This is a genomic window from Pseudomonas graminis (genome assembly GCF_900111735.1).
Lineage (GTDB): Bacteria > Pseudomonadota > Gammaproteobacteria > Pseudomonadales > Pseudomonadaceae > Aquipseudomonas > Aquipseudomonas graminis.
The window spans coordinates 1-25,913 of the sequence record NZ_FOHW01000053.1 but is presented as its reverse complement, the minus strand read 5'-3'; the positions used below and the strand labels follow the sequence as shown (position 1 = coordinate 25,913).

23 protein-coding genes and 1 pseudogene are annotated in these 25,913 nt (G+C 59.1%); 10 read left to right on the top strand and 14 right to left on the bottom strand.

Going from position 1 to position 25,913, the window contains the following annotated elements; translation table 11 throughout:
- Positions 1-195: 195 nt before the first annotated feature.
- The 6 genes from BMY98_RS24650 to dadA form a co-directional block, all read right to left on the bottom strand.
- Entirely contained in the window at positions 196-2,118 is a 1,923-nt protein-coding gene (locus BMY98_RS24650) for an acetyl-CoA hydrolase/transferase C-terminal domain-containing protein (protein ID WP_074893139.1), read from the bottom strand.
- 105 nt (positions 2,119-2,223) lie between these two features.
- Entirely contained in the window at positions 2,224-2,523 is a 300-nt protein-coding gene (locus BMY98_RS24645; protein ID WP_083398883.1) for a DUF2845 domain-containing protein, read from the bottom strand.
- 11 nt (positions 2,524-2,534) lie between these two features.
- Positions 2,535-3,083, bottom strand: coding sequence for a cupin domain-containing protein (locus BMY98_RS24640; RefSeq protein ID WP_074893135.1), 549 nt, complete (start codon positions 3,081-3,083; stop codon positions 2,535-2,537).
- 159 nt (positions 3,084-3,242) lie between these two features.
- Positions 3,243-4,316, bottom strand: a complete 1,074-nt coding sequence (gene alr / locus BMY98_RS24635; protein WP_074893133.1) for an alanine racemase — start codon at positions 4,314-4,316, stop codon at positions 3,243-3,245.
- Positions 4,317-4,488: 172 nt separating this feature from the next.
- The gene (locus tag BMY98_RS24630; protein WP_074893131.1) at positions 4,489-4,842 is read right to left on the bottom strand and encodes a RidA family protein; all 354 of its coding nucleotides are present in this window, start codon (positions 4,840-4,842) and stop codon (positions 4,489-4,491) included.
- Positions 4,814-6,115 (bottom strand): D-amino acid dehydrogenase, encoded by a 1,302-nt coding sequence (gene dadA, locus BMY98_RS24625; RefSeq protein ID WP_074893129.1) that lies wholly within the window; start codon positions 6,113-6,115, stop codon positions 4,814-4,816. Before dadA ends, BMY98_RS24630 begins: the two co-directional genes overlap by 29 nt.
- Before the next feature lie 154 nt (positions 6,116-6,269).
- Between dadA and dadR the strand changes: the two genes are divergently transcribed.
- Complete coding sequence (gene dadR / locus BMY98_RS24620) at positions 6,270-6,758, top strand: transcriptional regulator DadR (RefSeq protein WP_065988245.1); 489 nt, start codon at positions 6,270-6,272, stop codon at positions 6,756-6,758.
- Positions 6,759-6,792: 34 nt separating this feature from the next.
- Here the strand turns inward: dadR and BMY98_RS24615 are convergent, their stop codons facing one another.
- Positions 6,793-7,146 carry a YkgJ family cysteine cluster protein gene (locus BMY98_RS24615; protein ID WP_074893128.1) on the bottom strand — a complete coding sequence of 118 codons (354 nt, stop codon included), beginning with the start codon at positions 7,144-7,146 and terminating at the stop codon, positions 6,793-6,795.
- 153 nt (positions 7,147-7,299) lie between these two features.
- Here BMY98_RS24615 and BMY98_RS24610 point away from each other — a divergent pair, with 153 nt between their 5' ends.
- Positions 7,300-8,610, top strand: a complete 1,311-nt coding sequence (locus BMY98_RS24610; protein WP_074893125.1) for an NAD(P)/FAD-dependent oxidoreductase — start codon at positions 7,300-7,302, stop codon at positions 8,608-8,610.
- Between the two features lie 35 nt (positions 8,611-8,645).
- Here the strand turns inward: BMY98_RS24610 and BMY98_RS24605 are convergent, their stop codons facing one another.
- Positions 8,646-8,879 (bottom strand): DUF1127 domain-containing protein, encoded by a 234-nt coding sequence (locus tag BMY98_RS24605; protein ID WP_074893123.1) that lies wholly within the window; start codon positions 8,877-8,879, stop codon positions 8,646-8,648.
- A 178-nt stretch (positions 8,880-9,057) separates the two neighbouring features.
- Here BMY98_RS24605 and BMY98_RS24600 point away from each other — a divergent pair, with 178 nt between their 5' ends.
- Together BMY98_RS24600 and BMY98_RS24595 are read left to right on the top strand one after the other, a co-directional pair.
- Positions 9,058-10,485, top strand: coding sequence for an aminotransferase-like domain-containing protein (locus BMY98_RS24600; RefSeq protein ID WP_074893122.1), 1,428 nt, complete (start codon positions 9,058-9,060; stop codon positions 10,483-10,485).
- Between the two features lie 47 nt (positions 10,486-10,532).
- Positions 10,533-12,137, top strand: coding sequence for a phospholipase D family protein (locus tag BMY98_RS24595; RefSeq protein WP_425438908.1), 1,605 nt, complete (start codon positions 10,533-10,535; stop codon positions 12,135-12,137).
- Here the strand turns inward: BMY98_RS24595 and BMY98_RS24590 are convergent.
- Together BMY98_RS24590 and BMY98_RS24585 are read right to left on the bottom strand one after the other, a co-directional pair.
- Entirely contained in the window at positions 12,134-13,279 is a 1,146-nt protein-coding gene (locus BMY98_RS24590) for an MFS transporter (protein WP_074893120.1), read from the bottom strand. The genes BMY98_RS24595 and BMY98_RS24590 overlap by 4 nt on opposite strands.
- A 108-nt stretch (positions 13,280-13,387) precedes the next feature.
- Positions 13,388-14,881 (bottom strand): aldehyde dehydrogenase, encoded by a 1,494-nt coding sequence (locus BMY98_RS24585; protein WP_074893118.1) that lies wholly within the window; start codon positions 14,879-14,881, stop codon positions 13,388-13,390.
- Positions 14,882-15,141: 260 nt separating this feature from the next.
- On the opposite strand from BMY98_RS24585, the gene BMY98_RS24580 reads away from it, so the two are divergent.
- A complete protein-coding gene (locus BMY98_RS24580) occupies positions 15,142-15,504 on the top strand; it encodes a cupin domain-containing protein (RefSeq protein ID WP_074893116.1) in 363 nt (120 codons plus the stop codon).
- Between the two features lie 60 nt (positions 15,505-15,564).
- Here BMY98_RS24580 and rpmG read toward each other — a convergent pair whose 3' ends face one another.
- Positions 15,565-15,720, bottom strand: a complete 156-nt coding sequence (gene rpmG / locus BMY98_RS24575; protein WP_010225867.1) for a 50S ribosomal protein L33 — start codon at positions 15,718-15,720, stop codon at positions 15,565-15,567.
- A gap of 11 nt (positions 15,721-15,731) precedes the next feature.
- Positions 15,732-15,968 carry a 50S ribosomal protein L28 gene (gene rpmB, locus BMY98_RS24570; protein ID WP_037016669.1) on the bottom strand — a complete coding sequence of 79 codons (237 nt, stop codon included), beginning with the start codon at positions 15,966-15,968 and terminating at the stop codon, positions 15,732-15,734.
- Between the two features lie 363 nt (positions 15,969-16,331).
- Here rpmB and BMY98_RS24565 point away from each other — a divergent pair, with 363 nt between their 5' ends.
- A complete protein-coding gene (locus BMY98_RS24565; protein WP_074893114.1) occupies positions 16,332-17,921 on the top strand; it encodes an ABC transporter substrate-binding protein in 1,590 nt (529 codons plus the stop codon).
- Between the two features lie 252 nt (positions 17,922-18,173).
- Here the strand turns inward: BMY98_RS24565 and BMY98_RS24560 are convergent.
- Positions 18,174-18,344 (bottom strand): annotated as a pseudogene (locus BMY98_RS24560) (JAB domain-containing protein); the annotation flags it as partial.
- Positions 18,345-18,690: 346 nt separating this feature from the next.
- Between BMY98_RS24560 and BMY98_RS24555 the strand changes: the two are divergent.
- Genes BMY98_RS24555 through BMY98_RS24540 form a run of 4 tightly spaced genes read left to right on the top strand, consistent with a single transcriptional unit; the run spans position 18,691 to position 24,157 of the window.
- Positions 18,691-19,950, top strand: a complete 1,260-nt coding sequence (locus BMY98_RS24555) for a site-specific integrase (protein ID WP_074893113.1) — start codon at positions 18,691-18,693, stop codon at positions 19,948-19,950.
- Positions 19,943-21,682, top strand: coding sequence for a hypothetical protein (locus BMY98_RS24550; protein WP_074893111.1), 1,740 nt, complete (start codon positions 19,943-19,945; stop codon positions 21,680-21,682). The genes BMY98_RS24555 and BMY98_RS24550 overlap by 8 nt, the downstream gene beginning before the upstream one ends.
- A complete protein-coding gene (locus tag BMY98_RS24545; protein WP_083398881.1) occupies positions 21,679-23,700 on the top strand; it encodes a hypothetical protein in 2,022 nt (673 codons plus the stop codon). The genes BMY98_RS24550 and BMY98_RS24545 overlap by 4 nt, the downstream gene beginning before the upstream one ends.
- Positions 23,681-24,157, top strand: coding sequence for a hypothetical protein (locus BMY98_RS24540; protein WP_175514214.1), 477 nt, complete (start codon positions 23,681-23,683; stop codon positions 24,155-24,157). The genes BMY98_RS24545 and BMY98_RS24540 overlap by 20 nt, the downstream gene beginning before the upstream one ends.
- A gap of 77 nt (positions 24,158-24,234) precedes the next feature.
- On the opposite strand, the gene BMY98_RS24535 is transcribed toward BMY98_RS24540, so the two are convergent.
- The gene (locus tag BMY98_RS24535; protein WP_074893109.1) at positions 24,235-25,488 is read right to left on the bottom strand and encodes a reverse transcriptase domain-containing protein; all 1,254 of its coding nucleotides are present in this window, start codon (positions 25,486-25,488) and stop codon (positions 24,235-24,237) included.
- Positions 25,489-25,913: the final 425 nt, after the last annotated feature.

Sequence of the window (25,913 nt, the reverse complement as noted above, 5' to 3'; positions counted from 1 at the left end):
CGGGCAAGCGCGCTCCTACAGTTTGTGGCGTTGCCCATATCTGCGTCGGACGCAAATCCACTGTAGGAGCAATCGGAGGTTACGACGGTCGCGAAGGCGGTGGGTCTGTGACATGAATGTCGGCTGACATACCGCAATCGCGGGCAAGGTGGAGCGCCACCCCGGTCACTCCTACATTCCCAAGAAGGATTGGACCTAGGCAGTTGCCTGCAACCCCGCCAACACCAGCCGCTGATACAGCTCTTCTCGCAGTCCCTGCGGATGATCGAGGCCCATGCGCTGCAGGTGCTCCGGATACGCGCTCGCGTCGGGGGCGTCAAGCGTGGCCTTGCCCAGCTCGATGATTTCCGTGAGCTTGAACTTGCTCTTTAGCCAGTTCAGCGCGCGCAGCAAATCGCGCTCTTCAGCCGTGAAATCGCTGCCCAGCGGGTACTCGACGAATAGCGACGGGAACTGGTCGCGAATGTCCTTCAGCCGCTCGGGCGTGTTCTGGCTGAACAGCGGATCGAGGCGGAAATCCTTCGGCAGCTTGCCGGCCTTTTGCGCCTGATCGATCAGGCCCGGCTGGAAGCGTGAATCGCTGATGTTGAGCAGCGCCTCGATCACCGCAGAGTCGGTCTTGCCGCGCAGGTCGGCAATGCCGTATTCGGTGACGACGATGTCACGCAAATGCCTCGGTATCGTCGCGTGCGCATAGTCCCAAACAATGTTGGAACTGACCTCCCCGCCCGATTCACGCCAGCTGCGCAGGATCAGCACTGAACGAGCGCCCTCCAGCGCGTGGCCCTGAGCGACAAAGTTGTACTGCCCGCCGACACCGCTGACCACCCGGCCATCGGCCAACTGATCTGAAACCGCTGCGCCCAGCAAGGTGACAGTGAAACAGCTGTTGATGAATCGCGCATCCCGCCGTTGAAGGCGCTTGAGCGTCTCGTTGCCGTAAAGCTCGTTGATGTAGCTGATCGCGGTCATGTTGATCTGCGCGATCTGCGCCGGCGTGAATTCCCGCAGCCGCTCGTAGAAGCTGCGCGGCCCGAGAAAGAAACCGCCGTGAATCAATACGCCGTCGCTGTAAATCGACTCGTCCAGAACCCCGTCATTGGCCATTTGCTGCAGCTCGATGTCGGCGTACACCTTGCGACGGATAATCCCCGCGTCCAGCAGCACCAGCAGGCCGTTGACCAACATTTCGCTGCAGCCATAAAGCCCCGTGGCGAAGGGCATTACCCCGCCTTGCGCCTCAATCAGCGGCTTCCAGGTAGAGATACCGTCCAGCTCGGCCAGGCACGCGCGGTAGGTTTCGTTATCGGCCTGGCGTGCAAGCAAGGCGGCGGTCAAGGCGTCGCCCATCGAACCGATGCCGATCTGCAGCGTGCCGCCGTCGCGCACCAGCGTACTCGCGTACAAGCCAATGAAGTGATCCTGGACACCGACCGGCATGTTTGGCGTCGAGAACAGCGTGCTGCGCTCTTCGTGCTCGATCAGCAGGTCGAAGGTGTCGACGCCAACCTCGGCGCCTCCCTGCATATACGGCAGATCCGAGTGGACATGGCCAAGCATCAGAATGCGCTCGCCCGCCGCACGGCGTCTTTCCACCATGGGCAGCAGGTCAAGGGTGATGTCGGGGTTGCAGCTCAGGCTGAGGTGATCAGGTCGTTGCGGGTCACGGGCGATCAGTTGCGCAATCAGATTCAGGCCGTTGGCATTGATGTCCCGCGCGGCGTGACTGTAGTTGCTGCTGACGTAATCCTGCTGCGCTTCGACACTGCCCAGCAGGCTGCCGGGCTGCATGAAGAACTGCTGAACGTGAATGTTGGGCGGGAGGTCGTCCCTGCGCAGATCGGTGAGGAAATCCAGCTCCGGGTAATCGTCGAAGACGCGCTCCAGAAAGGGCTCGAGAAAACGTCCCTGCAAACCGTCGCCGCCATCCGGTCGCCCGAGGCACAGCGCGGTGTAGATGGTGAGATGCCGATCGGGCAGCGATTTGATTCGGGCGTACAACGCGTTGGCAAAGCGATTGGGCTTGCCCAACCCCAGCGGCATACCCATATGAATATGAGCCGGCAACTCGGCCAGCACGTGATCGACAGCTTGCTCGATCGAGCAGGAATGCGGCATCCGGCCTCTCCTGATTTTGTTATTTGATAGCGGTTGGACCGGGCCTTCAGAGGATTTGCTGCATTGCGCCGCTTGCGCCCATAAACACGACTGCCACTCGGCGACTCAATCCCGCTTCGTCTCGATCTCTACCAGCTTGTCCTCGATAAACCGTAAGTGTTGTTTTGCACCGTTGCGGGGGCCGTACACCCACAAACTAACCTTCGCTGTGCCGAGCTTCGGAACCCCGTTGCTTCTGAGCGCAGGCATCTGATCAACGCTGCTTTCAGGCGCCCCGCACTTCTGGCGGACCACATCGGCGGTGTCCCCCAGACTGATAAGCGCCGTGCCGCAGCGCATCGTCGCGTCAGCAGTACCGGCAAAGAGCAAGCCGGCCAGACCGAGGAAGATCAGTGTTCGGTTCATCATATCGCTGATCAGAAATTCGCCGGCGTGGCAGCGCTGATGAGTCGCGCAGGAACGTCGAACGGGTTGCGAAAGCGATGCGGTCGGGAGCTCTCGAAATAGTAACTGTCGCCCTCTTCGAGCACGTAGGTATCAAGACCGACCACCAGTTCAAGACGGCCCTCGACCAGAATCCCGGTCTCCTCGCCCTCGTGCACGAGCATCTCGATGCCTGTGTCGGCACCCGGCGGGTAGACCTCGGAAAGAAACGCGATGGAGCGGCTCGGATGGGATTTGCCGACCAGTTTCATGGTCACCGCACCGTCCGAGATATCGATCAGTTCACTGGCTTTGTAGACCACTTGGGTCGGGTTTTCGGGTTCGAGCTCTTCGGAAAAGAACTCCACCATGGACATCGGTATGCCGCCCAGCACCTTGCGCAACGAGCTGATCGAGGGGCTGACGCTGTTCTTCTCGATCATGGAGATGGTGCTGTTGGTCACGCCCGCTCGTTTAGCGAGTTCACGCTGGGACAGACCTTTGAGTTTACGAATGGATTGCAGTCGTTCACCGACGTCCAATGCGGGAGTCCTCCTGATGATCAAGTTGGGTCAAGTGGCCGCCATCATGGCAACAGCGTTCAGTATTTACAACACTTGAGCCCATGGCCGGATCAGCAAAGGGACTGGCGGCCGTGACTGGCCGTGAAGGGATGGTTTGCAAGGGTTGGCGAGCGGAGATCAGGCCCCGTTATAGAGCCTTGGCACGCGCTTTAGATTGCACAGAATCTGGTACGGAATCATGCCCGCGCTCGACGCAACGTCACTGATGAGGATGTGCTTGCCCCACAGCTCGACGCGGCTGCCCAGCCCTGCGCCCGGCACGTCGGTGAGGTCGACGCAGAGCATGTCCATCGACACACGCCCGAGCAACTGGCTGCGATGACCGTCGACCATTACGGGGGTGCCGGTGGGCGCCTGGCGTGGATAGCCGTCGGCATATCCCATCGCGACCACACCGATACGCATGTTGCGCTCGGCGACGAATGTACCGCCGTAGCCCACCGGCTCGCCGACGGGCAGATCGCGCACGCAGATGACGCGCGTCTCCAGTGTCATCACCGGCTGCAAACGATCGGCCACCGATTGCGGCTTCTCGAACGGCGTCGCGCCATAGAGCATGATGCCGGGACGCACCCAGTCACTCGGCACGCTGGGCCAGCCCATGACGCCGGGGGAATTGCGCAGGCTGACTTCAGCGGCCAAGCCGTTACGTGCCGATTGAAAAATCGCCACTTGCTCTTCAGTGCGCACGCTGTCGAGTTCGTCAGCGCGGGCGAAGTGGGTCATCAGGACGATCTTCGCGGCCTTGCCGCTGTTCAGCAGCCGCTGATGCGCCGCCTGAAAATCCGCGGGATGAATGCCAACGCGGTGCATGCCCGAATCCATCTTCAGCCATACGTTCAGCGGCTTGCCGAGGGCGGTTTGCTCGATGACGTCGAGTTGCCAGAGGGAATGCACCACGCACCAGAAATCATGCTCGACGATCAGCGCCAGTTCGTCGGCCTCGAAAAAACCTTCCAGCAGCAGAATCGGGGCGTTGATCCCGGCCTGACGCAGCTCCAGCGCTTCGTCGATGCACGCCACGGCAAAGCCGTCGGCCTGGGATTCAAGCGCCTGCGCAACCTGCACCGCGCCGTGGCCGTAGGCGTCCGCCTTGATGACGGCAAGCGCTTTGGCGCCAGCGGTTTCGCGCGCCAGTTGGTAGTTGTGGCGCAAGGCTTGAAGATCAATAAGGGCGCGGGCTGGACGCATGCTGGGGCTTCTTGGTCAGGGTTTCGGAATCTGTAGGAGCGCGCTTGCCCGCGATGGCGGTGTGTCAGGCGAGGTGGATGCAGCTAACCCATTTTTCGCGGGCAAGCGCGCTCCTACAAGAAGATGTTGCTTAAGGCTTTGGCGGCACACGGGCGTGCAACGTATAAGTGAGCTACGGCAGCGCCGCAATCACCGACAGCTCAACCAGAATCTCCGGCTCGCACAGTTTGGCTTCAACCGTCGCACGGGCGGGGGCGAGGCCTTTCGGCAGCCACGTGTCCCAGACGCTGTTCATGCCGGCAAAGTGCGCATCAATGTCTTTCAGGTAGATCGTCACCGACAGAATGCGGCTCTTGTCGGTACCGGCCAGGTCCAGCAGTCGCTCGATGTTGTGAAGCGTCTCGTGGGTCTGCTGCTCGATCCCCGCTGCCATGTCGTCGGCCACTTGCCCGGCAAGGTAAACGGTGCCGTTATGGACGACCAACTGGCTCATGCGCTCATTGGTGAGCTGGCGCTGAATGGACATGTTTTGCGATCTCCCTGGAACTGCCATAACGAGAAATATCGAGGCCTTCAGCACTGATCTGTGGCGTTTTGCGAGCGATAAGGTCAGCCAGCAATCTGCCTGAACCGCAGGCCATCGTCCAACCCAACGTGCCGTGGCCGGTGTTGAGGAACAGATTGCGATACGGTGTTGCGCCCACGATGGGCGTCCCGTCCGGCGTCGTCGGGCGCAGACCGGTCCAGAAGCTGGCCTGCTGCAGGTCGCCGCCGTGAGGATAGAGGTCGTTGACGATCATCTCCAGGGTCTCGCGGCGACGGGGATTGAGGGACAGGTCGAAGCCAGCGATCTCGGCCATGCCGCCCACACGAATGCGGTTGTCGAAGCGGGTAATCGCGACCTTGTAGGTCTCGTCGAGAATGGTCGACGTCGGCGCCATCGCCGGGTTGGTGATCGGTACCGTCAGCGAGTAGCCCTTGAGCGGATAAACCGGCGCCTTGATGCCAAGCGGCTTGAGCAGTTGCGGCGAGTAGCTGCCGAGCGCCAGCACGTAGCGGTCGGCGGTCTCGAGCTTGCCGTTGATGCGCACGCCATTGATGGTGTCACCCGCAAAATCAATGGATTCGATGGACTGGCCGAAGCGAAACTCAACGCCCAGCTTCACGCACATCTCGGCCAGACGCGTGGTGAACAGCTGGCAGTCACCGGTCTGATCGTTCGGAAGGCGCAGCGCGCCACTGAGGATATTGCTGACACTGGCCAGGGCCGGCTCGACACGGGCAATGCCTTCACGGTCGAGCACTTCATACGGCACGCCAGCCTGTTCGAGCACCGCGATGTCCTTGGCGGCGTTATCCAGTTGCTCCTGAGTGCGAAACAACTGTGTCGTGCCCAAACTGCGGCCTTCGTAAGCAATGCCGGTCTCGGCACGTAGCTCATCGAGGCAGTCGCGGCTGTATTCGGAGAGGCGAACCATGCGCTCTTTATTCACCGCATAGCGATTCTGGGTGCAGTTGCGCAGCATTTGCGCCATCCACAAGTACTGATCGATATCGCCCGTCGCCTTGATGGCAAGCGGCGCATGACGCTGCAGCAACCATTTGAGGGCCTTGAGCGGCACACCCGGCGCGGCCCATGGCGAGGCGTAGCCCGGCGAGACCTGCCCGGCGTTGGCGAAACTGGTTTCCATGGCAGCGGCCGGTTGACGGTCCACGACAGTCACCTCGAAGCCCGCACGCGCCAGGTAATACGCACTGGTGGTACCGATTACGCCACTTCCAAGGACCAGAACGCGCATGTTGATTCCCTCATCGCGGATATCCGCTGACGTTTTCAAGTTTTAAGCAAGGATGTGCGCAGTATAAGAAGGCCCGAGCAGTGCTTTTAACTATATAAACGCCTATATTCGGCGTTTATTCTCGGCAACCGAGGCTTTGGCAGAGGGCTTATTAATGCGCACCCAGCACCAGTCCAAACGAGAGCTGGACAAGATCGACCGCAACATCCTGCGCATCCTGCAAAACGACGGCCGGATCTCTTTCACCGAGCTGGGCGAACGGGTCGGGTTGTCTACTACGCCGTGCACAGAACGGGTCCGGCGCCTGGAGCGTGAAGGCATCATCATGGGCTACAACGCCCGCCTCAATCCGCAGAACCTCAAGGCAAGCTTGTTGGTGTTTGTCGAGATCAGCCTGGACTACAAGTCCGGCGACACGTTTGAAGAATTCCGCCGCGCGGTGCTCAAACTGCCCCACGTGCTGGAGTGCCATCTGGTGTCAGGGGACTTCGACTATCTGGTGAAAGCGCGGATTTCCGAGATGGCGTCGTACCGAAAACTGCTGGGCGATATCCTGCTCAAGCTGCCCCATGTGCGAGAGTCCAAGAGCTACATCGTGATGGAAGAGGTGAAGGAGAGTCTGTGCCTGCCGATTCCGGAATAAGCACCCGAAACCGGCTCACCGCGAATGGCTTCGGCTAAACCAACACCTGCCGCGTCGAGGCGATGAACTCATGCACCTGCTTCTCGGCGCGAGGGTGAATCAGGACATCAGGGCGGCGCCCGTTGGGACATGGCAGGGTTTTGGTGGTGCCAAACAGACGGCAGATCAGCGGACGCTCGTCGTAGACGGTGCAGCCATTGGGTCCCAGGTGTACGCAGTTCAGCTCGTTGAGCGCCGCTTCTTGCTCGGCCGGCGTCTTGCGCGGTAAACGCGACATTTCTTCGGACGACGTGGTCACCGGCCCACAGCAATCGTGGCACCCCGGCACGCATTCGAACGACGGAATCTGCCGCCGCAGATCGCGGATTTTCTCGCTGTTACATCCCATGGCGGCAGTTTCTCCTGTGAAAGGTACTGATTGTGCCCCAGCGCCTCGGCGACTGACACCCGGATGATCATCCACCGGCATTTTCTTGCCCGGGCACCCTGACCCCGCTACCCTCCGTAAAATTTTCCAAACAGTGCTCTCGGGATATTCAACATGAATGCTCGGCCTCCCCAGCCCGGATTGTCTGATCACGCGGCCTCTTACTACGCCGCCACCCGCCATCCCCAGCCTGACTCCCCCGCCCTGCACGGCGAGGTCAAAACCGATGTTTGCATCATCGGCGGCGGGTTCTCCGGGCTGAACACGGCGATCGAGCTGGCTGAACGCGGCTTGAAGGTGGTGCTGCTGGAGGCGCACAAGATCGGCTGGGGCGCGAGCGGGCGCAACGGCGGGCAACTGATCCGCGGCGTCGGCCATGATGTGGACCAGTTCAGCACTGTCATCGGCGAGGACGGCGTTCGTCAGCTCAAGCTGATGGGCCTCGAAGCGGTGGAAATCGTCCGTGAGCGCGTCAGCAAATACCAGATTGACTGCGACCTGACGTGGGGTTACTGCGATCTGGCGAACAAGCCCAAGGAGTTCGAGGGTTTTGCCAGAGACGCCGAAGAGCTGCGTAGCCTGGGTTACCGACACCCCATTGAATTGATTGAAGCGGCCAACATCGGCAGCGTCATCGGCTCACCCAACTATGCCGGCGCCATGCTGGACATGGGCTCGGGCCATCTGCATCCGCTGAACCTGGCGCTTGCAGAAGCCGCCATCGCCCGGTCGCTGGGTGTGCAGGTGTTCGAACACTCGGCAGCGACGCGGCTGGAATACGGCGCAGAGGTCAACATTCATACAGCCCACGGGCGGGTGCGCGCCAGCACGCTGGTGCTGGGCTGTAATGCTTATCTCAATGATCTCGATAAGGAGTTGAGCGGCAAGGTTTTGCCCGCTGGCAGTTACGTCATTGCCACCGAGCCGCTGAGCGAAGCACTCGCCAGACAACTGATTCCGCGCAACACCGCGATGTGCGATCAGCGGGTGGCGGTCGACTATTTCAGGCTGTCGGCTGATCGACGCCTGCTGTTCGGCGGCGCTTGTCACTACTCAGGCCGGGACCCGAGTGACATTGCTGCGTACATGCAGCCGAAGATGCTCAAGGTATTCCCTCAGCTCAAAGACGTGAAGATCGATTTTCAGTGGGGTGGAATGATCGGCATCGGCGCCAACCGCTTGCCGCAGATCGGGAGGCTGCACACGCATCCAAACGTGTTTTACGCCCAGGCGTATGCGGGGCACGGGCTGAACGCAACGCATCTGGCCGGCAAACTATTGGCTGAGGCCATCAGCGGCCAACACAGCGGCGGGTTCGAGCTCTTTGCCAAAGTCCCTCACATCACCTTCCCGGGCGGCAAACATTTACGCTCGCCGCTACTGGCGCTGGGGATGCTGTGGCACCGTTTCAAAGAGCTGGTGTAACCGGACTCGCCCTGTGAGGCCGACTGTCACAGCCCTCATTCGCGCCAGAAAGGCTTGAGCCCTTCGTAGCGCGCCTGCTCATCGCTCAAGCCAATATCCTTCAGCTGCTCGTCAGTCAGTTTCAGCAACGCGCGCCGACTGGCTCGGCGATGCTGAAAAAGCGCCCACATCCCTAGCCCTTCCGGCGCACTGATGCGCGAGCCCGCTTCATGCTCACGGACCAGCTCCCCTGCATACAGAGTCAACCGAACATCACTTATTCCGCTCATTTCCAGACACCTCATGGTGGGTTTCGAGTGAATTCATAATGTATCTGTATGGGAAACCGTTACAGATCCAAAGAATTATTATTCTTTGCATACAGATCGGTTTGCTCTCGCGCTGAATGCTGTATTTTCCCAACATCTGTAACGGTTTGCCGATCGCATCACCTTGTGGGAGTACGCCATGACCCTCTACGTCAACCTTGCCGAATTACTCGGCACGCGCATCGAAAACGGCTTTTATCGCCCCGGCGACCGGCTACCCTCGGTGCGTGCGTTGAGTCTTGAGCATGGCGTCAGCCTGAGCACGGTGCAGCAGGCGTATCGATTACTGGAAGACAACGGCCTCGCGCAGCCTCGGCCCAAGTCCGGTTATTTCGTACCGGCTGGCCGCAAGACGCCCGCCCTGCCTGCGATAGGCCGCCCGGCGCAGCGTCCGGTGGAAATCTCCCAGTGGGATCAGGTGCTGGAACTGGCCCGAGCCGCCCCCAGCCCGGACGTCGTTCAGCTGGGTCGCGGCATGCCCGACGTCACCAGCCCGACACTGCGCCCACTGACCCAGGCGCTGGGCAGGATCAGCCGCCGCTCGGACATGCCCGGGCTGTATTACGACAACATCCACGGTCGGCGCTGCCTGAGGGAACAAGTCGCCCGGCTGCTGCTGGATTCCGGCACCAATATAGATCCGGACGATCTGGTGATCACCACCGGCGCCCAGGAAGCACTCGCCATCTGCATCCGTTCGGTCTGCGAGCCGGGCGACATCGTCGCAGTCGACTCGCCCAGCTTTCACGGCGCCATGCAGGCGCTCAAGGGGCTGGGCATGAAAGCCCTGGAAATCCCCACCGACCCGCTTACCGGCATCAGCCTCGACGCCCTGGAACTGGCCCTGGAACAGTGGCCGATAAAAGCCATACAGCTGACGCCGAGCTGCAACAACCCCCTGGGCTACATCATGCCGGAGGACCGCAAACGCGCACTGCTGACCCTGGCGCAACGCTTCGACGTGGCGATCATCGAAGACGATGTGTATGGCGACCTGGCCTACACCTACCCTCGCCCGCGCACGATCAAATCCTTCGACGAAGACGGCCGCGTCCTGCTCTGCAGCTCGTTTTCCAAGACGCTGGCGCCGGGTTTGCGCGTCGGTTGGGTCGCGCCCGGTCGATACCTTGATCGCGCCCTGCACATGAAATACATCAGCACCGGTTCGACCGCGACCCAGCCGCAGCTGGCGATTTCCGATTTTCTCAAGGCCGGGCACTACGAGCCGCACATGCGCCGAATGCGCGGCCAGTACCAGCGCAGTCGCGACCTGATGACCGGCTGGGTGACGCGCTACTTCCCGGAAGGTACCCGCGTGAGTCGTCCCCAGGGCGGATTCATGCTGTGGATCGAGCTGCCGGAAGATTTCGACTCCTTGCGCCTGAACCGCGCGTTGCAGGGACAAGGCGTACAGATTGCCGTTGGCAGCATCTTTTCAGCGTCGGGCAAATACAGAAATTGCCTGCGCATGAACTTTGCCGCCAAACCGACCACGCAAATCGAAGACGCGGTGCGCAAGGTGGGCGCGGCCACGGCGCTGCTCATGCAGCGCGCCGACCCTGCATAACCTTTTTCAGCTTTTTAACCTTTTGAAGAAAAGGCGGTCATATCGCCATGACTGACTTTCGGATGATCGCGTTGACGAATTTACGGGCGGTGCCCCTCCTTCTGGCTCTCGCCCTCGGCCTCAGCGGTTGCGCACACACGCCCGCACCCGAAGGTCCGAGTCAGGCGCTGCCGGCGGCGCAATCTTCGTTCGGGCGCTCGATCATGGCCCAGGCTGCACCCCACGAAGGTCGCTCGGGTTTCCGCCTGCTGCCCAACAGCACCGAAGCCTTCATGGCCCGCGCCGAGCTGATTCGCAATGCGAAAACCAGCCTGGACCTGCAGTACTACATCGTTCACGACGGTCTCAGCACCCGGGCACTGGTTGAGGAGTTGCTCAAAGCCGCAGATCGCGGCGTCCGCGTGCGCATCCTGCTGGATGACACCACCAGCGACGGGCTGGATGAAGTCATCGCCACACTCGCGGCGCACCCGAACATTCAGATCCGCCTGTTTAATCCGCTCAATCTGGGTCGCAGCATGGGCGCCACCCGTAATCTGGGCCGACTGTTCAATCTCTCCCAACAGCATCGACGCATGCACAACAAGCTGTGGCTGGCCGACGGCGCTGTGGCCATCGTTGGCGGGCGCAATCTGGGCGACGAGTATTTCGACGCCGAACCCAATCTGAACTTCACCGATATCGACATGCTGAGCGTGGGCCCTGTCGCCGAACAGTTGGGTCACAGTTTCGATCAGTACTGGAACAGCACGCTCAGCAAGCCGATCAACGATTTCCTCTACTGGCCGCCCGACCGCAAGGATCTGGCCAAGGCGCGGGTGAGTCTGGCCGAGTCGCTGGATCAGGCGCACGTGGACAAAAAGGCCTTGTATGAACGGCTGATGGACTATCGGACTCACCCGCGCATGAAGACCTGGCTCAATGAGCTGATATGGGCGCACAACCAGGCCCTGTGGGACGCGCCCACCAAAGTGCTGTCACGGGGTGAGCCTGACCCGCACCTGCTGCTGGCAACCCAACTGAGCCCTGACCTCGGCAGCGTGCATAAGGAACTGATGCTGATCTCGGCCTACTTCGTGCCCGGGCAGGAAGGTCTGGTCTACCTGACCGGGCTCTCGGATAAAGGTGTGTCAGTGAACCTGTTGACGAACTCGCTGGAGGCCACCGATGTGCCGGCGGTGCATGGAGGTTACGCGCCTTACCGCCGAGCGTTGCTGGAGCACGGCGTGAAGCTGTTCGAACTGCGCCGCCAGCCAGGCGACCCGAGCAACGCCAAGGGCAGCGGACCTGCGTTTCTGCACACAAACCTGATCAAGGGCGGCTCGGAATCAAGCCTGCACAGCAAGGCGATGATCTTTGATCGGCAGAAGATGTTCGTGGGTTCGTTCAATTTCGACCCACGTTCAGTGCTGTGGAACACTGAAGTCGGCGTGCTGGTCGACAGCCCCGAGCTGACCGAGTACCTGCGTGAGCTGGCGCTTCAGGGTATGGCGCCGGCCATCAGTTATCAGGTCAAGCTGGAGAACGACCGACTGGTGTGGGTGACCGAGGACAACGGCAAAATCCACACGCTGTCCAAAGAGCCTGGCGACTGGTGGCGCCGGATGAACGCCTGGTTCAGCACGGCAGTCGGCCTGGAAAAGATGCTCTAAGCCGCTACCGTCTGCGTGCCAAATGCTTTGGGACGCTGGGACAGGATGACTAACCCCAGCGCGCCCGCTGCCATCAATAACGGCAGCGCCTGACCGCTGACCCATTGGCTGCCAGCGCCTGCCGCCAAGGGCCCGAGAAGGCAACCGATCCCCCACAGCTGAGCGACATGGGCATTGGCGCGCACCAGGGCGTCATCACGGTAGCGCTCGCCAATCAGGATCAGCGACAACGTGAACAGTCCGCCCGCGCTGGCGCCAAACAGAACCCACAGCGGCCAGATGGCGATTGTGTCGACCAGCACCGGGATCGCCAGGCTCGAGACCATCAGCACCAGCGCACACCCGGAGAACAGCCGCCGACGGGACACCCTGTCAGCCAGCGCGCCAATCGGCAGTTGCAGAAGCGCATCACCCACCACCACGGTACTGACCATCGCCAGGGCGATTTCAGGCGTGAAACCCTGCTGCAGGCAATACACCGGTAGCAAGGTCAGAATCATCGCTTCAAACCCGGCGAATAACGCGATGGCCCATGCAATCGCCGGCAAACTCCGACAGAACCCGCCGAGATCGCGCAGCGTTACATGGCTGGATTCCGCGCTCGGCGCACCTGTTCTGCGCAGCAATAAAAACGGCGATACCGCCAGCAACAGGGTCCCGACCCAGAACCCGTAATCTGCTTCCGTGCCAATGAAGCCCAGCAGCACGGGCCCGCCCAGCTGACTCAGCGCATAGGAACTGCCGTACAGCGCCACCAACTTGCCGCGCAGCCTTTCGATCACCAACTGGTTGATCCAGCTTTCGCCGAGCACGAACACAATCGTGAGGATAGTCCCGAGCATCAGGCGCAGGACCAGCCAGATCCAGTAATTGGGCAGTAATGCCAGCAATCCGACGGACACCGAGCCGGCCCACAGGCACAGCCGCATCAGGTTGGCGGTGCCGAGTCTTGAAGCGAGTCGGCTGGCAAGGCTGGCACCCAGCAACACGCCGATCGCAGGCATCGCAGCCATGACGCCGATGGCAAACGCGCCGTAACCCCAGGCTTCCAGCCGCAGCGACACCAGCGGCATGCTCACGCCCAGCGCCAGGCCGACGCTCAATACCGACGCCAGCACAGCGAAATAAGTACCCCAACGCATCACCACGCTCCTGTGGCTCAAAAGGACGAAACAAAACAGCCGGGCTTTGAGGAAAGCCCGGCTGCGTTGGTTTTTTACAGCGACTGAGTGTTGAAGCGCGCGGCCTTTTTACAGCTTGATCCAGGTCGCCTTCAGCTCGGTGTATTTATCGAACGCATGCAGCGACTTGTCACGCCCGTTGCCGGACTGTTTAAAGCCACCAAACGGCGCGGTCATGTCGCCGCCATCGTACTGATTGACCCACACGCTGCCCGCGCGCAACGCCTTGGCGGTCAGGTGCGCCTTGGACAAGTCAGCCGTCCACACCGCCGCGGCCAAGCCATAAGGCGTGTCGTTGGCGATCTGAATGGCCTCTTCAGCGGTATCGAAGGTCAGTACAGAAAGCACCGGGCCGAAGATCTCTTCCTGCGCGATCTTCATCGCGTTGGTCACGCCGTCGAAAATCGTCGGCTCAACGTAGGTGCCGCCGGTTTCCTGGAGAATGCGCTTGCCACCGACGACCAGCTTGGCGCCATCGGTGTGGCCGGCTTCGATGTACGACAGCACAGTGTTCATCTGCTGCGTGTCGACCAGCGCGCCAACGGTCGTTGCCGGATCAAGCGGGTTGCCCGGCTTCCACGCTTTCAGCGCGTCGATCACCATAGGCAGGAATTTATCCTTGATCGAGCGCTCGACCAAAAGACGAGAGCCGGCCGTGCAGACTTCGCCCTGGTTGAAAGCAATGGCGCTGGCCGCAGATTCGGCCGCAGCTTGCAGATCCGGCGCATCGGCGAAGACGATGTTCGGGCTCTTGCCGCCAGCTTCCAGCCAGACGCGCTTCATGTTCGATTCGCCCGAGTAGATCAGCAATTGCTTGGCAATCTTCGTCGAACCGGTGAATACCGCCGTGTCGACGTCCATGTGCAGCGCCAGTGCTTTACCCACCGTGTGGCCGTAACCCGGAAGCACGTTCAGCACGCCAGCCGGAATACCGGCCTCAATGGCGAGCTGAGCGACGCGGATGGCGGTCAGCGGGGATTTTTCCGACGGCTTGAGGATTACCGAGTTGCCACTCGACAGCGCAGGACCCAGTTTCCAGGAAGCCATCAACAGCGGGAAATTCCACGGCACAATGGCCGCCACCACGCCAATCGGCTCGCGAGTCACCAGACCCAATTGATCATGCGGGGTCGGCGCCACTTCGTCGTACAGCTTGTCGATGGCCTCGCCGCTCCAGCTCAACGCTTGGGCGGAGCCGGGAATGTCGATGCCGTAGGAGTCGCTGATAGGCTTGCCCATGTCGAGGGTTTCGAGCAACGCCAGCTCCTCGACGTTCTCGTTGATCAGCGCAGCCAGACGAAGCATGGCGGCCTTGCGCTTGGCCGGCGCCAAACGCGACCAGACGCCGGAATTGAACGTAGCCCGGGCGTTTTCGACGGCGCGTTGCGCATCGGCAACGTCACAACTGGCTACGTGGGCGAGGAAGCGGCCATCGACCGGACTGATGCAGTCGAACGTCGAGCCGGATGCGGCGTCTGTGTATTCACCGTTGATGAAAGCACGGCCTTCGATTTTCAAATCCTGGGCGCGTTTTTCCCAGTCAGCATGAGTCAGGGTGGTCATGAAACGTCCTCCTCTTATGAAATAGGCGCGTCTTCGCACTCGAATCTGGCTTCAGGACAGGGCCTGACGCGTCATCGGATCGGCCGAAGGCATTCGCCACCCTAAACCAGCACTGGGCGGATTTCCAATATATTGGACATAAGCGGGCGAAATCTGGCCGGATCGTGCATTTTATTCAACAGTCGCCCGGGCTCGCATGCGCTTTCCATCCGGCCCTCGGCGAGCAACAATCACGCAGCGCCCACTTTCAGGAATCAAATATGAGCATCGAAAGCATCGTCGACTTCAGCGAAGCCACTACTGCAGCCGAGCGTTTCACGCCAGCTGCTGAAAAGATTCTCAAGGGCGAGCCGAACCAGACGGTTTACAACCATTACAACAGTCCGTGCGGGCAGCTGAATGCAGGCGTCTGGGAAGGGGAAGTCGGTCAGTGGAAAGTGAATTACACCGAGCATGAATACTGTGAAATCGTGCAGGGCGTCTCGGTCCTTCGTGACGAAGAGGGCAAGTCGAAAACCCTGCGTGCCGGTGACCGGTTCGTGATTCCCGCAGGATTCAAAGGCACGTGGGAAGTGCTGGAGGCATGCCGCAAGATCTATGTGGTGTTCGAACAGAAGGCCTAAATGATCGCCCACAAAAAAGCCCGCATCGCTGCGGGCTTTTTTGTAAGACGCAAAAATCAATTACTTGATTTTGGCTTCTTTGTAGATCACGTGCTTACGAACAACCGGATCGAATTTTTTAATTTCGATTTTGTCCGGAGTCGTGCGCTTGTTCTTGTCGGTGGTGTAGAAGTGGCCGGTGTTAGCGGTCGACACCAAACGGATCAATTCACGCATGATTTTCTCCCTTAGACCTTCGCGCCAGCACGGCGGATTTCGGCCAGAACAACCGTGATACCACGCTTGTCGATGATACGCATGCCTTTAGCAGATACGCGCAGACGTACGAAGCGTTTCTCTTCTTCAACCCAGAAGCGGTGATGCTGCAGGTTTGGCAGGAAACGACGACGGGTTTTGTTGTTTGCGTGGGAAATGTTATTCCCGGTTACCGGACCCTTACCGGTAACTTGACATACTCTCGACATGCCTCAGCCCTCTAAAACCACATGCCCAACCCGGCATGGGTTGGCCGCTTAATCTCTCAGTCATTTGGCGCCAGGCGCCGCGTTTCTTCAGGGGTCTTACCGGCCACACCTGCGGTGAAGGCAGCGGGCCCCTAGAAAAGAGCGCTGCTTTATACCAGAAAGCCCCCGGTGCAACAACACAAACCACGAATTGCCTGCCAGAAAGCCGGGGCTTTCAACCTTGCAAGGCCAGCGGCGTTAGGCGCGGCGGGAAATATACCACTCGTCGCGCCGCAGCGATTGTTCTGCACCAATCGATGGTCTAGGGTTATTGACTCTCCAGACTGCGCCGGCAGATGGGCTCTCTCTGAAAGGAAAATCGCCATGCGCCTAGCCGTTCTACCCCTGTTGCTCGCGTCCCTGTCCACGCCATTGATGGCCCAGGCGGCAATGACGCTGAGCGTCTGCACGGAAGCCAGCCCCGAAGGCTTCGACGTGGTGCAGTACAACTCGCTGACCACTACCAATGCTTCGGCGGACGTGCTGATGAACCGCCTGGTGGACTATGACGCCAAGGACGCCAAGCTGGTACCGAGCCTGGGGCAGAGCTGGAGCGTGTCGCCTGACGGGCTGACCTATGACTTCAAACTTCGCGCCGGCGTGAAATTCCATCACACCGATTACTTCACTCCGACGCGCGAGCTTAACGCTGACGATGTGGTGTTCAGCTTCCAGCGCATGCTCGATCCGGCCAATCCATGGAACAAGGTCGCTGCGCAGGGCTTCCCCCACGCGCAGTCGATGCAATGGCCATCGCTGATCAAGAAAGTCGAAGCGACTGATGCCACCACCGTACGCATCACCCTGGACCACCCGGACGCGACATTTCTGGCGACGCTCAGCATGGGCTTCGCTTCTATTTATTCCGCCGAGTACACCGCGCAGTTGTTGAAGGCCGGCACTCCGGAGAAGCTCAACAGCCAGCCGATCGGCACCGGTCCGTTCGTCTTCAAGCGGTTCCAGAAAGACTCGGTGGTGCGTTACGAGGCCAATCCGGATTACTTCGCCGGCAAGCCCGCCGTCGATACGCTGGTCTATGCGATTACGCCGGACGCCAACGTTCGCCTGCAACGAATTCGCCGCAATGAGTGCCAGGTTGCCCTGTCACCCAAGCCGCTGGATGTCGCTGAAGCCGAGAAAGACTCGAACCTGAAAGTCGAAAAAACGCCTGCCTTCATGACCGCTTTCCTGGCGATCAACAGCCAGCATCCACCGTTGGACAAGCCGCAAGTGCGTCAGGCAATCAACCTGGCATTCGACAAAGACACTTACCTGAAAGCGGTGTTCGAAGGCTCGGCGAGCCCGGCCAACGGTCCTTACCCGCCTACAACATGGGGTTACGCCAGCGACTTGCCCGGCTACAAACATGACGTGGCGAAGGCCAGGGAACTGCTGGCCAAGGCCGGCCTGAAAGACGGGTTCAAGACGACCATCTGGACTCGCCCGTCAGGAAGCTTGCTCAACCCTAATCCGAACGCCGGGGCGCAGTTGCTGCAGAGCGACCTGGCGGCGGTAGGTATCAAGGCGGAGATCAAAGTCATCGAATGGGGCGAGCTGATTCGTCGGGCCAAAACCGGCGAACACGACCTGCTGTTCATGGGCTGGGCGGGTGATAACGGCGATCCGGATAACTTCCTGACGCCGCAGTTCTCCTGCGCCGCAGTCAAATCCGGCACAAACTTCGCGCGCTACTGCGATGAAGGGCTGGACAAGCTGATCAGCCAAGGCAAGGCCGTGACCGATCAGGCGAAGCGCAGCAAGCTGTATCACCAGGCTCAGGAGCAGATCCAGAAGCAGGCATTGTGGTTGCCGCTCGCGCATCCAACGGCCTACGCGCTGACTCGCAAGAATGTTGAGGGTTACAGCGTGAGCCCGTTTGGTCGGCAGGACTTCTCAAAGGTGACCGTGAAGTAATTCGCAAAAACCACAGGAGTGCGGCGTGACTGCCGACGCCTTCCCGGCTGAAGCCGGTCCCACTGTCGAGGTCACAGCCGATGCCGCTGGATGTACACGGTGCCTTTAGTGGGACCGGCTTTAGCCGGGAAGAGGCCAGCGTGTACACCGCCAACTCTGTGGTGTGACTGCTCACGCCTTCCCGGCTGAAGCCGGTCCTACAACTCGGGGCATGGCCAGTCCACATGCGGCGGCAACCCTCCGTCGCGGGCGCTACATCAACCCATACTCAACCATCGACAACGGATCGCCGTCGCCGATGATCAAGTGATCCAGCACCACCACGTCCACCAGCGCCAGCGCCTGTTTCAGATGCCGCGTCAGGTCGATGTCGGCTTCGCTGGCGTCTTTGACGCCGGAAGGGTGGTTGTGACAGACAACCATTACATGCAGCCTATCGAAAGGCTACCATTACGAAGTAAAGTGGTGACAAGAAAGTTCTCATCACATGAGCAGTTGGCTTAAAGAGGCCCGGTTCACAGCGAGGGGGTAAGAGTGGAAATCTTCGTTGAGTCAGAAACGGATCGTCGTGTGCTTAGGTGGCTTGGGGATGAGGCCAATGAGAATTCCGCGGTGGCTGAGCGCAGTAAGCGGACGGGACGACGGCGAATCTTTCCGGGCAATGCCGCCAGGGCTCTTGGATTAAGCTCGCTGAGCTTATGTGCGCTGATGTCGTCCGAGCCAATAGCTGCGCAAGAGGTCGCAATCGCCATGTTGATTGGAAGGTCGCATGGCTACCCTTGAAGTCATTCGATTCCAGCGGCACGAGCCAAATATTTCTGAAGAGGACTCGCCGCCTACGGTCCATTGGCACGTGTCTCGCGCCGACGGGGAACTACCGACGATTGTCTGGGCAAACAGCGAAACTTGGGCACAAGCTAACCTTTGGGCGTACCACTTGGCCGAGCAACTCGACCCCCAAACGGTCATGACATCCATGAAGCATCTGGCTAGCTACGCCCATTGGCTAGAGGCGGAGGGCATCGACTGGTGGCACTTTCCTGAAAAAAAGTCAGAGCGTTGCCTGTTCAAATTCAGAAAGGCACTCACCGCTGCGCGAGATGCGCATGAAATAGCACCTTCAACAACCAGCGCCAGGATGGCTGCGGTTTTGCGCTTCTATCGCTGGGCTCGCGCGGCGGAGCTGATCAACCCTGGCGGCCCGATGTGGGAGGACCGGGAGGTGGCTGTTAAGACCTTAAGCACCTTTGGCCTTGAGCGCACCATGCGAGTGATCAGTAGCGAATTAGTGATTCCGAACCGCAAGGTCAAGGGTGGATTTCACTTGGAAGACGGTGTGCTCCCTGTCACCGAGGAGGGGCGCCGTGACATCCAAGCCTTCGCCGATGTGCACTCCAGCGAAGAACTGAGCTTGATGCTGGCGATTGGCTTTGGATCAGGGCTGCGTCTCGGCACGCTTTGCGACCTCAAGGTAGCCACACTGGAGCACGCCACGATTGACCCATCCACAGGCTGGCGTCGCATGGATTTAGGGCCTGCCGCCCGGCCCCCAGTCGCTACCAAACTTGGCGTCAGCGGAAAGGTGCCCATTTGGGAGGAGTTGCGCACTCGCGCATTGGAGTATGCAACTAGCCCGCGGCGTCTTAAGCGGCAGGCGAAGGCGGCCCCCGAGCATCGTGGACTACTGTTCTTGAACCGCTACGGCATGCCTTTCACACAAGGAGCTGTGACGACAGAGATGTGCCGCTTACGCGCGAAGGCAATCGACGCCAGTGTGCACGTATTCCGCGACTTCTACTTCCATCGTTCGAGGGCCACCTTCGCGACCCTGTTGATGCGAGTAGCGTTGAGGGTGCTACCCGTGGGCGAGGCGATCGATTTAGTGCGCGAGGCCTGCCTACACGCCAACGCCAATACCACCATGGGCTACGTGAAATTCATTGAGCAATCGAAGGCGATGAGGGAGAGCGCAGATGCCTTCACCGAGGCGTTCCTTGGGCTATCAAAGCACGAGGTCAGCCGTGCTTGATCGTGTCTTCCCGGACCTTCTAATTCACTCAATTTCCAGAGGGACGCGAGGCAACGGCCACGATCTCAAGCGATTCCTGTATCGGGGCGCTGCTGGTCAGAACGGCCGGGGTGACTTGGATAACCGCATTGCAAAAGGAGAGTTGGGGCCAGCGCTTACTGAGCGACTTGAGACTCTGGAATCGATTCATGCAAGCATTGAGGGTGCGCCCAATTCGCCCAACAGCAAGCGCAGCACTTACGCAAAGGTATCGCTCTTCGTTCAATGGGTCGACCGTCAAAGCGACGGCACTCGCCTCACTAAGACAACTGCCAAAGCTCTCTTTCTCGACTACGCCGACCACTTGCGGAAACGCGTTCAAGTCGACAAGAACTTAAAGCTGACTTCTGCGATCGTAATGGTGAACGTCTTATCAAAAGTCCTTGCCCCCGTATTTGATCCCGATGCAACGGCCGCCCATCGAGCGCTCCGCGATCTCACCTCAATTCCGAGGCCGAAGAGGCTGAAGCGCTCACGTGGAATCCAAGGCGACAGACAACGCCTGGATCACACGTTTCAGTTTGGTCACTTCCTAGCAGATGTATGCGCCGGGCTCACCATGGAGGCAGTGCGAGGCTCATTGCCATTGGAAATTGCCGTGGCTGAGGGTGAAAAAACGCTTCGTTTGCCGCCGAGCGGATTCAATTTTGACCTTCAACCCAATCAGATTCCAGATAAGGCCCGGAGGAACCTGGCGCTGCTGGCACGCGCCGCCCTGCCACCCCACATTGACGCGAAAGGCGTTCGTTCAGCTTTGATCAATCTGCGCATTAGTGCTGAGATGCTCATTTTCATTTCGCAAACCAGCATGAACTTGGCGCAGACGAAAGATTTGCCGCGAGCCGAATATCGCTGGCAAACCGACGACGAGGACTACATTGTGCGAGCCGTCTACAAGGCGCGCCGCCAAGGAGTTGCGAAGTTCATTGTCTTTCGGGCCTACCGCGACCACCTCAATCGCTATCTCGCCTGGCTAGATGGGTTGGGCCTAAATGGGGGTGATGACCGCCTTTTTCCAAGACTCTATCCCGTCAATGCGCCGCCAGCGCATGCGCTGCCAGGATTCGACAGCCTTCGTGGCCACTGCAAGCGCCTCAGCATTCCTTTCGTCGGCCCGCGAGATCTGCGTAAAACCCGCATCAACTGGCTTCTACGGCGCAGTCGTGACCCCGACATGACTGCTGAAATGGCAGCGCACACGAAAGAGGTGCTGCTTAGAGTGTACGAGGAGGGCGATCTACACTCGGCGTCGCAAGAAATCGGCGCATATCACGCAAAGACAGACCCTACGCTCCCTAAACCGCGGACCGCCCCTGTCTGTCTCAAAGGCGATGATACGCCACGCCCGCTCTCAGAAATACCGAAGGGAGCGCCGCAGCCTGATTGTGTAACGCCAGAGGGTTGTCTGTGGTGCGAGCACTTTCGTGATGTGTTGGCGCCGGACTACTGCTGGCGGTTGGCCAGTCATCGCCACCTCAAGTCTCTCGAGATCACTCTCTTCAATCCGCCAGCCAGTCAGCCGATTCATCCGGGCTACCTCGTCATAGATCGCTTGAGCTTGAAGTTGAGGGCAGTCGCAATGCGGAGCGCCGTATGTGCAGATTGGGTAAAAGACGCCAACGAGAGGGTTCGTGAAGGCAACTACCACCCTCGCTGGGCCGGCTTGATCGAGACGATTGAGGATCTTGTATGACGCGCGATCTAGCTTTGTCCGGTCTGAAAATTGATTCCCCAATGATAACGCCCGGCACCGCTAATTTCCGACCGCCTTCCTGGCCACCACCGCCGGACTTTCCGGTGGTCATTGATGCCGAAGGAGTGGTCGCTTGTGCCTACGGAGATGCGGTATGGAATCTGGCGCCGTGGGCAGGCAAGACCTGTAGCGTGCCCTTCGGTGATGGCGGCCGGGGCGCCACGGTGAGTAGTGAAAACGCGGATCTACTGCGGCAGATTGCGGCGTGGTGGCTATGGGGGCCGGCGGCTGTACAGAGTGCTGTTACCTTGAAAGTCCGTGTGGCTCAAATCCGACAGTTGGCGGCAGTGTGCAGTGAGCAGGGAATCCTGATCAGCGAACTAAGTAGTTTTCCGAGCGTGATTGATACGGTCGCCGCCCAGACTCGAAAATCGGATGGCCTTCTGATGCTCGGCCTTCTGCATCGCCTCCTCGCCCACCGCAAAGCACTGAGCTTCACAATTTTAGATGAAGAGGGCCTCAGGCGACTGGCGGGGAAACTTCCAGAGCACAAAAGGGTGCAAACGGCGTACATCCCGCCTCGCATTTGGACCTACCAATTGATTCGGTTGCGCGAGTTCCTCGATGACTATCTCTCGCATAAAGACCAGGTTTTAGCCTGCTTTACGTTCTGCTTGAACGCGTACCGGGTTAACGCTGGAGGCTGGGTGGCGCTCTTTGATAAGGGGTTGGACCGTTCCTGCAGACCGTTTGGGACGGCAGCCTCTACCGGCGCTCGAGTTGACGGTCGGCGGTACCACGGTCCATTTCGAAATACAGCCAAACGTTTCGGCATTGACGGTCTCATCCAACGCTGGACCCTAAGCGATTCTATAGCTGGGCTCACTGAGCTGCTCAACATGGTCCGTGATGCAGGGATGGCCTACGCCCTTAACTTCTCGTTAATGCGCGTGGACGAAGGCGCACAACTCCGGACCGGGTGCTACACAGTTGAGAAAGATGCGCTGAATCAGGACGTTCATCTACTTGCCAGTGCCACAACCAAGACACAGGATGATCCTGACGCTCGCTGGATTTGCTCGCCGAGTGTGAGCTTCGCCATCGACGCCATGACCCACGTCGCTCAGATGAGACTCGGCGCCGCGGGACACAATCCACGCCGACGCTTGAGCGCGCAAGATCGCGCCCATCCAAGGCTGTGGAGTCACGGCGAGGAACCTTGGTCAAAAGGTAATGAAAGCAAGGGCGAGCGGGGCCGCGTACCGGAGTACGCCAAGATTATCCACCGCCGATCCAAGCTCTTTGACCCAGAGCAACTTCGCATCACGCAGCCTGACCTTGATGTTGCACGGGCGATGACGTTTGGCCTGGATCCTGACAAATTCGCTGTGGGCAACGCGTGGCCGTTCGCATGGCACCAGCTGCGTCGGACAGGTGTTTGCAACATGCTAGCAAGCGGCCTAGTTTCGGAAAGTTCGCTGCGTTTCCAACTCAAGCATCTGACTGTCGTAATGACCCGCTACTACGGACAAAACTACTTTCGACTCAATGGCAATTTAGCCGATGAGGCTCGTGGCTTTTTCCTCCGGGAGATGTATGAGTCCGTGGCGCGAGGGTTTGCAGAGCTCAGTGGTGACCAGTACATCTCGCCCCACGGGGACAAACGCAAGGATCAGATCCTGCGCCCAATCGGCGGGCGCGACCACAAAGGCCTAGTCCAGGCTGCCAAATCAGGCAAGGTCGCTTACCGACAAACGCTTCTCGGTGGCTGCGCCCAAGCCACTTGCATCTATGGCGGCGTCACTAACCTCGCCGCCTGCATGGGCACCGCAGGCGGAAGCACGAAGCCCTGCGAGCAGCTAATCATCGACAAAGAAAGGCGCTCCATTTTGATCAAACTTATTGCAGATTTTGACAGCCAGCTTTGTGAAGTCTCGTCGGACTCTCCCATGCGGCAGTCGCTCATAGAAAACTTGAATGCAGCGAAGCAGGCAATCAATGTCATCGACCAAACATAAGGCCGCGACCATGAGTCGTGCGGAGGCAAAGTTTCGAGAGGCGTTCGAACGGCTCAAGACCGGTAGAACAGAGCTCGTGCCGGCAGGCACAAGGATGAGCCAGAACGCAGTGGCGAGGGAGGTCGGTGTCATTCCCTCCGCGCTGAGACCTTCCCGATTCCCAGACTTATGCCGTGAGATCGCCGAGTGGATCGATGAGCACAAGGGTGACCCAGTTCAGAAGTCTGGGCGACAAAAAAACCTGGCAGAGCGCAACGCCAAGCGCGCAGTCCGTGAGCAGTTGGAGGCGATGAAGGCTCAGCGCGATCTCGCCTTATCAAAGCTTCTGAGCGCCGAGGTGCACATTCTTGAACTGACTATGGAAGTCAGGCGCTTGCGCGCCTTGGCCCCCGAGCGCGTGGTTCCCATTCGTCCTGCCGATCGCGGTCAAGCAGCGGGTAAGAAGCCAAAGCTGTGAGCTAAAGGAGTGAGTGAACTTGGTCGCAGTCGACCCAATGCAGCCATCCAGAACTGGCAGAAATCGGCCAGAAGCGGTCACTCCGCCTCTCTAGTCTCCAAGTGCACCGCTGCAAGCAGCCTTACCCCCAACATCGTACGCTGGGCCGTGTCATTCGCTTTTTGGAAGAGATTTGCTTTCTCCATCTCATACTGCGCCAATGCACTTGTGATGTAGTCATCCAAGCCTTTTATCCACTGGCCATTGCTGCAAAACGAAAAGGCTTTTCCCCAACCTAGGATTACTCGGTCGAGATTCTGTAACGCGCCAGAGTAGGACCCCTTTGGGGATATATCTCCAACCTCGACACTGAATTTCATCATGCGTATCGATGCGTCTAAATCGGATTTGATCCGCTCCTTGAATCGCTCCCTGGTAGCTGCAGATGGCTGGACCAGTCCTGCCGAAACGAAGCAGCCCAAGAAATCGAATCCTTTAGCTGTAAGGCCCCTTGAAGCTTTATCGCTTGTTGCTGAGGGCCGATAGGCTTCAAGTGATAGTTTTTTGAGCTCCGCCTGTGCTTTGTTAAAAGCACGATCCACGCAGCCCATGTCCTTCCCGAGGATTAGGAAGTCATCGATGTACCGCAAACAGGTGACGTCACCATCGTTCATGATCCTGTCAAAGTCTTGCAGGTACAAGTTGGCGATGAGTGGGGATAGGGGAGATCCTTGAGCTATACCCTCCACCCCGATGGGGAAAATCTCAGCAAGACGCTGACGTCGAAGCAAGTCAATGTTCGCAAGGTCAGTAGTGATCGCAGCTCGGAATAATGCAATCGTGTCAGGGCAGATGATGTAAGGGGCTACGAGTGTCAACACACGAGTCTTGTCAATTTTAGTGAAGAACTCGGCGATATCTGACCTGATATGGAAGGCGGCTCCTTTTGCAATGGCTGATTTGGTATCGGCTATCGCCATCGAAACTCGTTTGTTTTTTATGCCTCCGTAGCTCGTAGGGGTAGCCAGCGCTTCTTTCACGAACTTAATACGGGATAAGGCCTCGAGTAGAGCCCGCTGGACGATCCGGTTGGGTATAGGTGAAAGCACAATCGGGCGAGAATTACCGTTGGGTTTGGTTTTTGCCACGCCGGTCTGCTTTTGGAAGGCAAAGGTCTTCTTGGATAGCGCGCGCTGGATGTCGGAAAGCGACCGAGGGAGTTGGCTCTCGAAATCCTTGGCTTCGTTTCGGATAGTTTCGGATGATGAAGAAAAGGCGCTTTCTTTGACCTTCCTCCAAGCCGAATACAACGAATCCCCGCTATAGATCCTACGGTAAAGCGACGAGGTCACAAAAACTCCTTGTTTGTTGGGAGACACCAGTGAACTCTCACCCAACTGCTACAGGGGACCTTCAACCTTCGGGAGACCGCGAAGCCTTAACGGCGATCTTGGTCGCGACCCGGACAGCAACCTCCGAAGAGAGATGGCTGGCGTCTGTCAAACTTGGTTCAGTGCGGTGAGGCGGCTGCACCAGCAAGCAGGCGAGGCTGATCGCAGTCACTAAACTCCGTGATGCGGCGAGCGCCAAGCTGGCACGTTTTTGCATAAACGCATGATTACCCCCAAAGATTCCGCCAAAATACGATAAATCGTAGCTTTTTGGGCCTCGCGGTTAAGCTAGCGCCATGCGCCAGGTTGGCACGTTTTTGCACGATCGCACATTGTCCTCCGAAGGCCCCGCCAAGGTGCAAATCGTACCTTTTTGGGTTTCGCGG

Bases quoted from the DNA above. Each gene is read 5' to 3' on its own strand.
- BMY98_RS24600 (WP_074893122.1), top strand. From the start codon at position 9,058: ATGACCCTCTACGTCAACCTTGCCGAATTACTCGGCACGCGCATCGAA.
- BMY98_RS24580 (WP_074893116.1), top strand. From the start codon at position 15,142: ATGAGCATCGAAAGCATCGTCGACTTCAGCGAAGCCACTACTGCAGCC.
- rpmB (WP_037016669.1), bottom strand. From the start codon at position 15,968: ATGTCGAGAGTATGTCAAGTTACCGGTAAGGGTCCGGTAACCGGGAAT.
- BMY98_RS24555 (WP_074893113.1), top strand. From the start codon at position 18,691: ATGGCTACCCTTGAAGTCATTCGATTCCAGCGGCACGAGCCAAATATT.
- BMY98_RS24610 (WP_074893125.1), top strand. From the start codon at position 7,300: ATGAATGCTCGGCCTCCCCAGCCCGGATTGTCTGATCACGCGGCCTCT.
- BMY98_RS24615 (WP_074893128.1), bottom strand. From the start codon at position 7,146: ATGGGATGTAACAGCGAGAAAATCCGCGATCTGCGGCGGCAGATTCCG.
- alr (WP_074893133.1), bottom strand. From the start codon at position 4,316: ATGCGTCCAGCCCGCGCCCTTATTGATCTTCAAGCCTTGCGCCACAAC.
- BMY98_RS24645 (WP_083398883.1), bottom strand. From the start codon at position 2,523: ATGAACCGAACACTGATCTTCCTCGGTCTGGCCGGCTTGCTCTTTGCC.
- BMY98_RS24565 (WP_074893114.1), top strand. From the start codon at position 16,332: ATGCGCCTAGCCGTTCTACCCCTGTTGCTCGCGTCCCTGTCCACGCCA.
- BMY98_RS24590 (WP_074893120.1), bottom strand. From the start codon at position 13,279: ATGCGTTGGGGTACTTATTTCGCTGTGCTGGCGTCGGTATTGAGCGTC.
- BMY98_RS24585 (WP_074893118.1), bottom strand. From the start codon at position 14,881: ATGACCACCCTGACTCATGCTGACTGGGAAAAACGCGCCCAGGATTTG.
- BMY98_RS24630 (WP_074893131.1), bottom strand. From the start codon at position 4,842: ATGTCCATTCAGCGCCAGCTCACCAATGAGCGCATGAGCCAGTTGGTC.
- BMY98_RS24605 (WP_074893123.1), bottom strand. From the start codon at position 8,879: ATGAGCGGAATAAGTGATGTTCGGTTGACTCTGTATGCAGGGGAGCTG.
- BMY98_RS24595 (WP_425438908.1), top strand. From the start codon at position 10,533: ATGACTGACTTTCGGATGATCGCGTTGACGAATTTACGGGCGGTGCCC.
- dadR (WP_065988245.1), top strand. From the start codon at position 6,270: ATGCGCACCCAGCACCAGTCCAAACGAGAGCTGGACAAGATCGACCGC.
- BMY98_RS24545 (WP_083398881.1), top strand. From the start codon at position 21,679: ATGACGCGCGATCTAGCTTTGTCCGGTCTGAAAATTGATTCCCCAATG.
- dadA (WP_074893129.1), bottom strand. From the start codon at position 6,115: ATGCGCGTTCTGGTCCTTGGAAGTGGCGTAATCGGTACCACCAGTGCG.
- BMY98_RS24650 (WP_074893139.1), bottom strand. From the start codon at position 2,118: ATGCCGCATTCCTGCTCGATCGAGCAAGCTGTCGATCACGTGCTGGCC.
- BMY98_RS24540 (WP_175514214.1), top strand. From the start codon at position 23,681: ATGTCATCGACCAAACATAAGGCCGCGACCATGAGTCGTGCGGAGGCA.
- rpmG (WP_010225867.1), bottom strand. From the start codon at position 15,720: ATGCGTGAATTGATCCGTTTGGTGTCGACCGCTAACACCGGCCACTTC.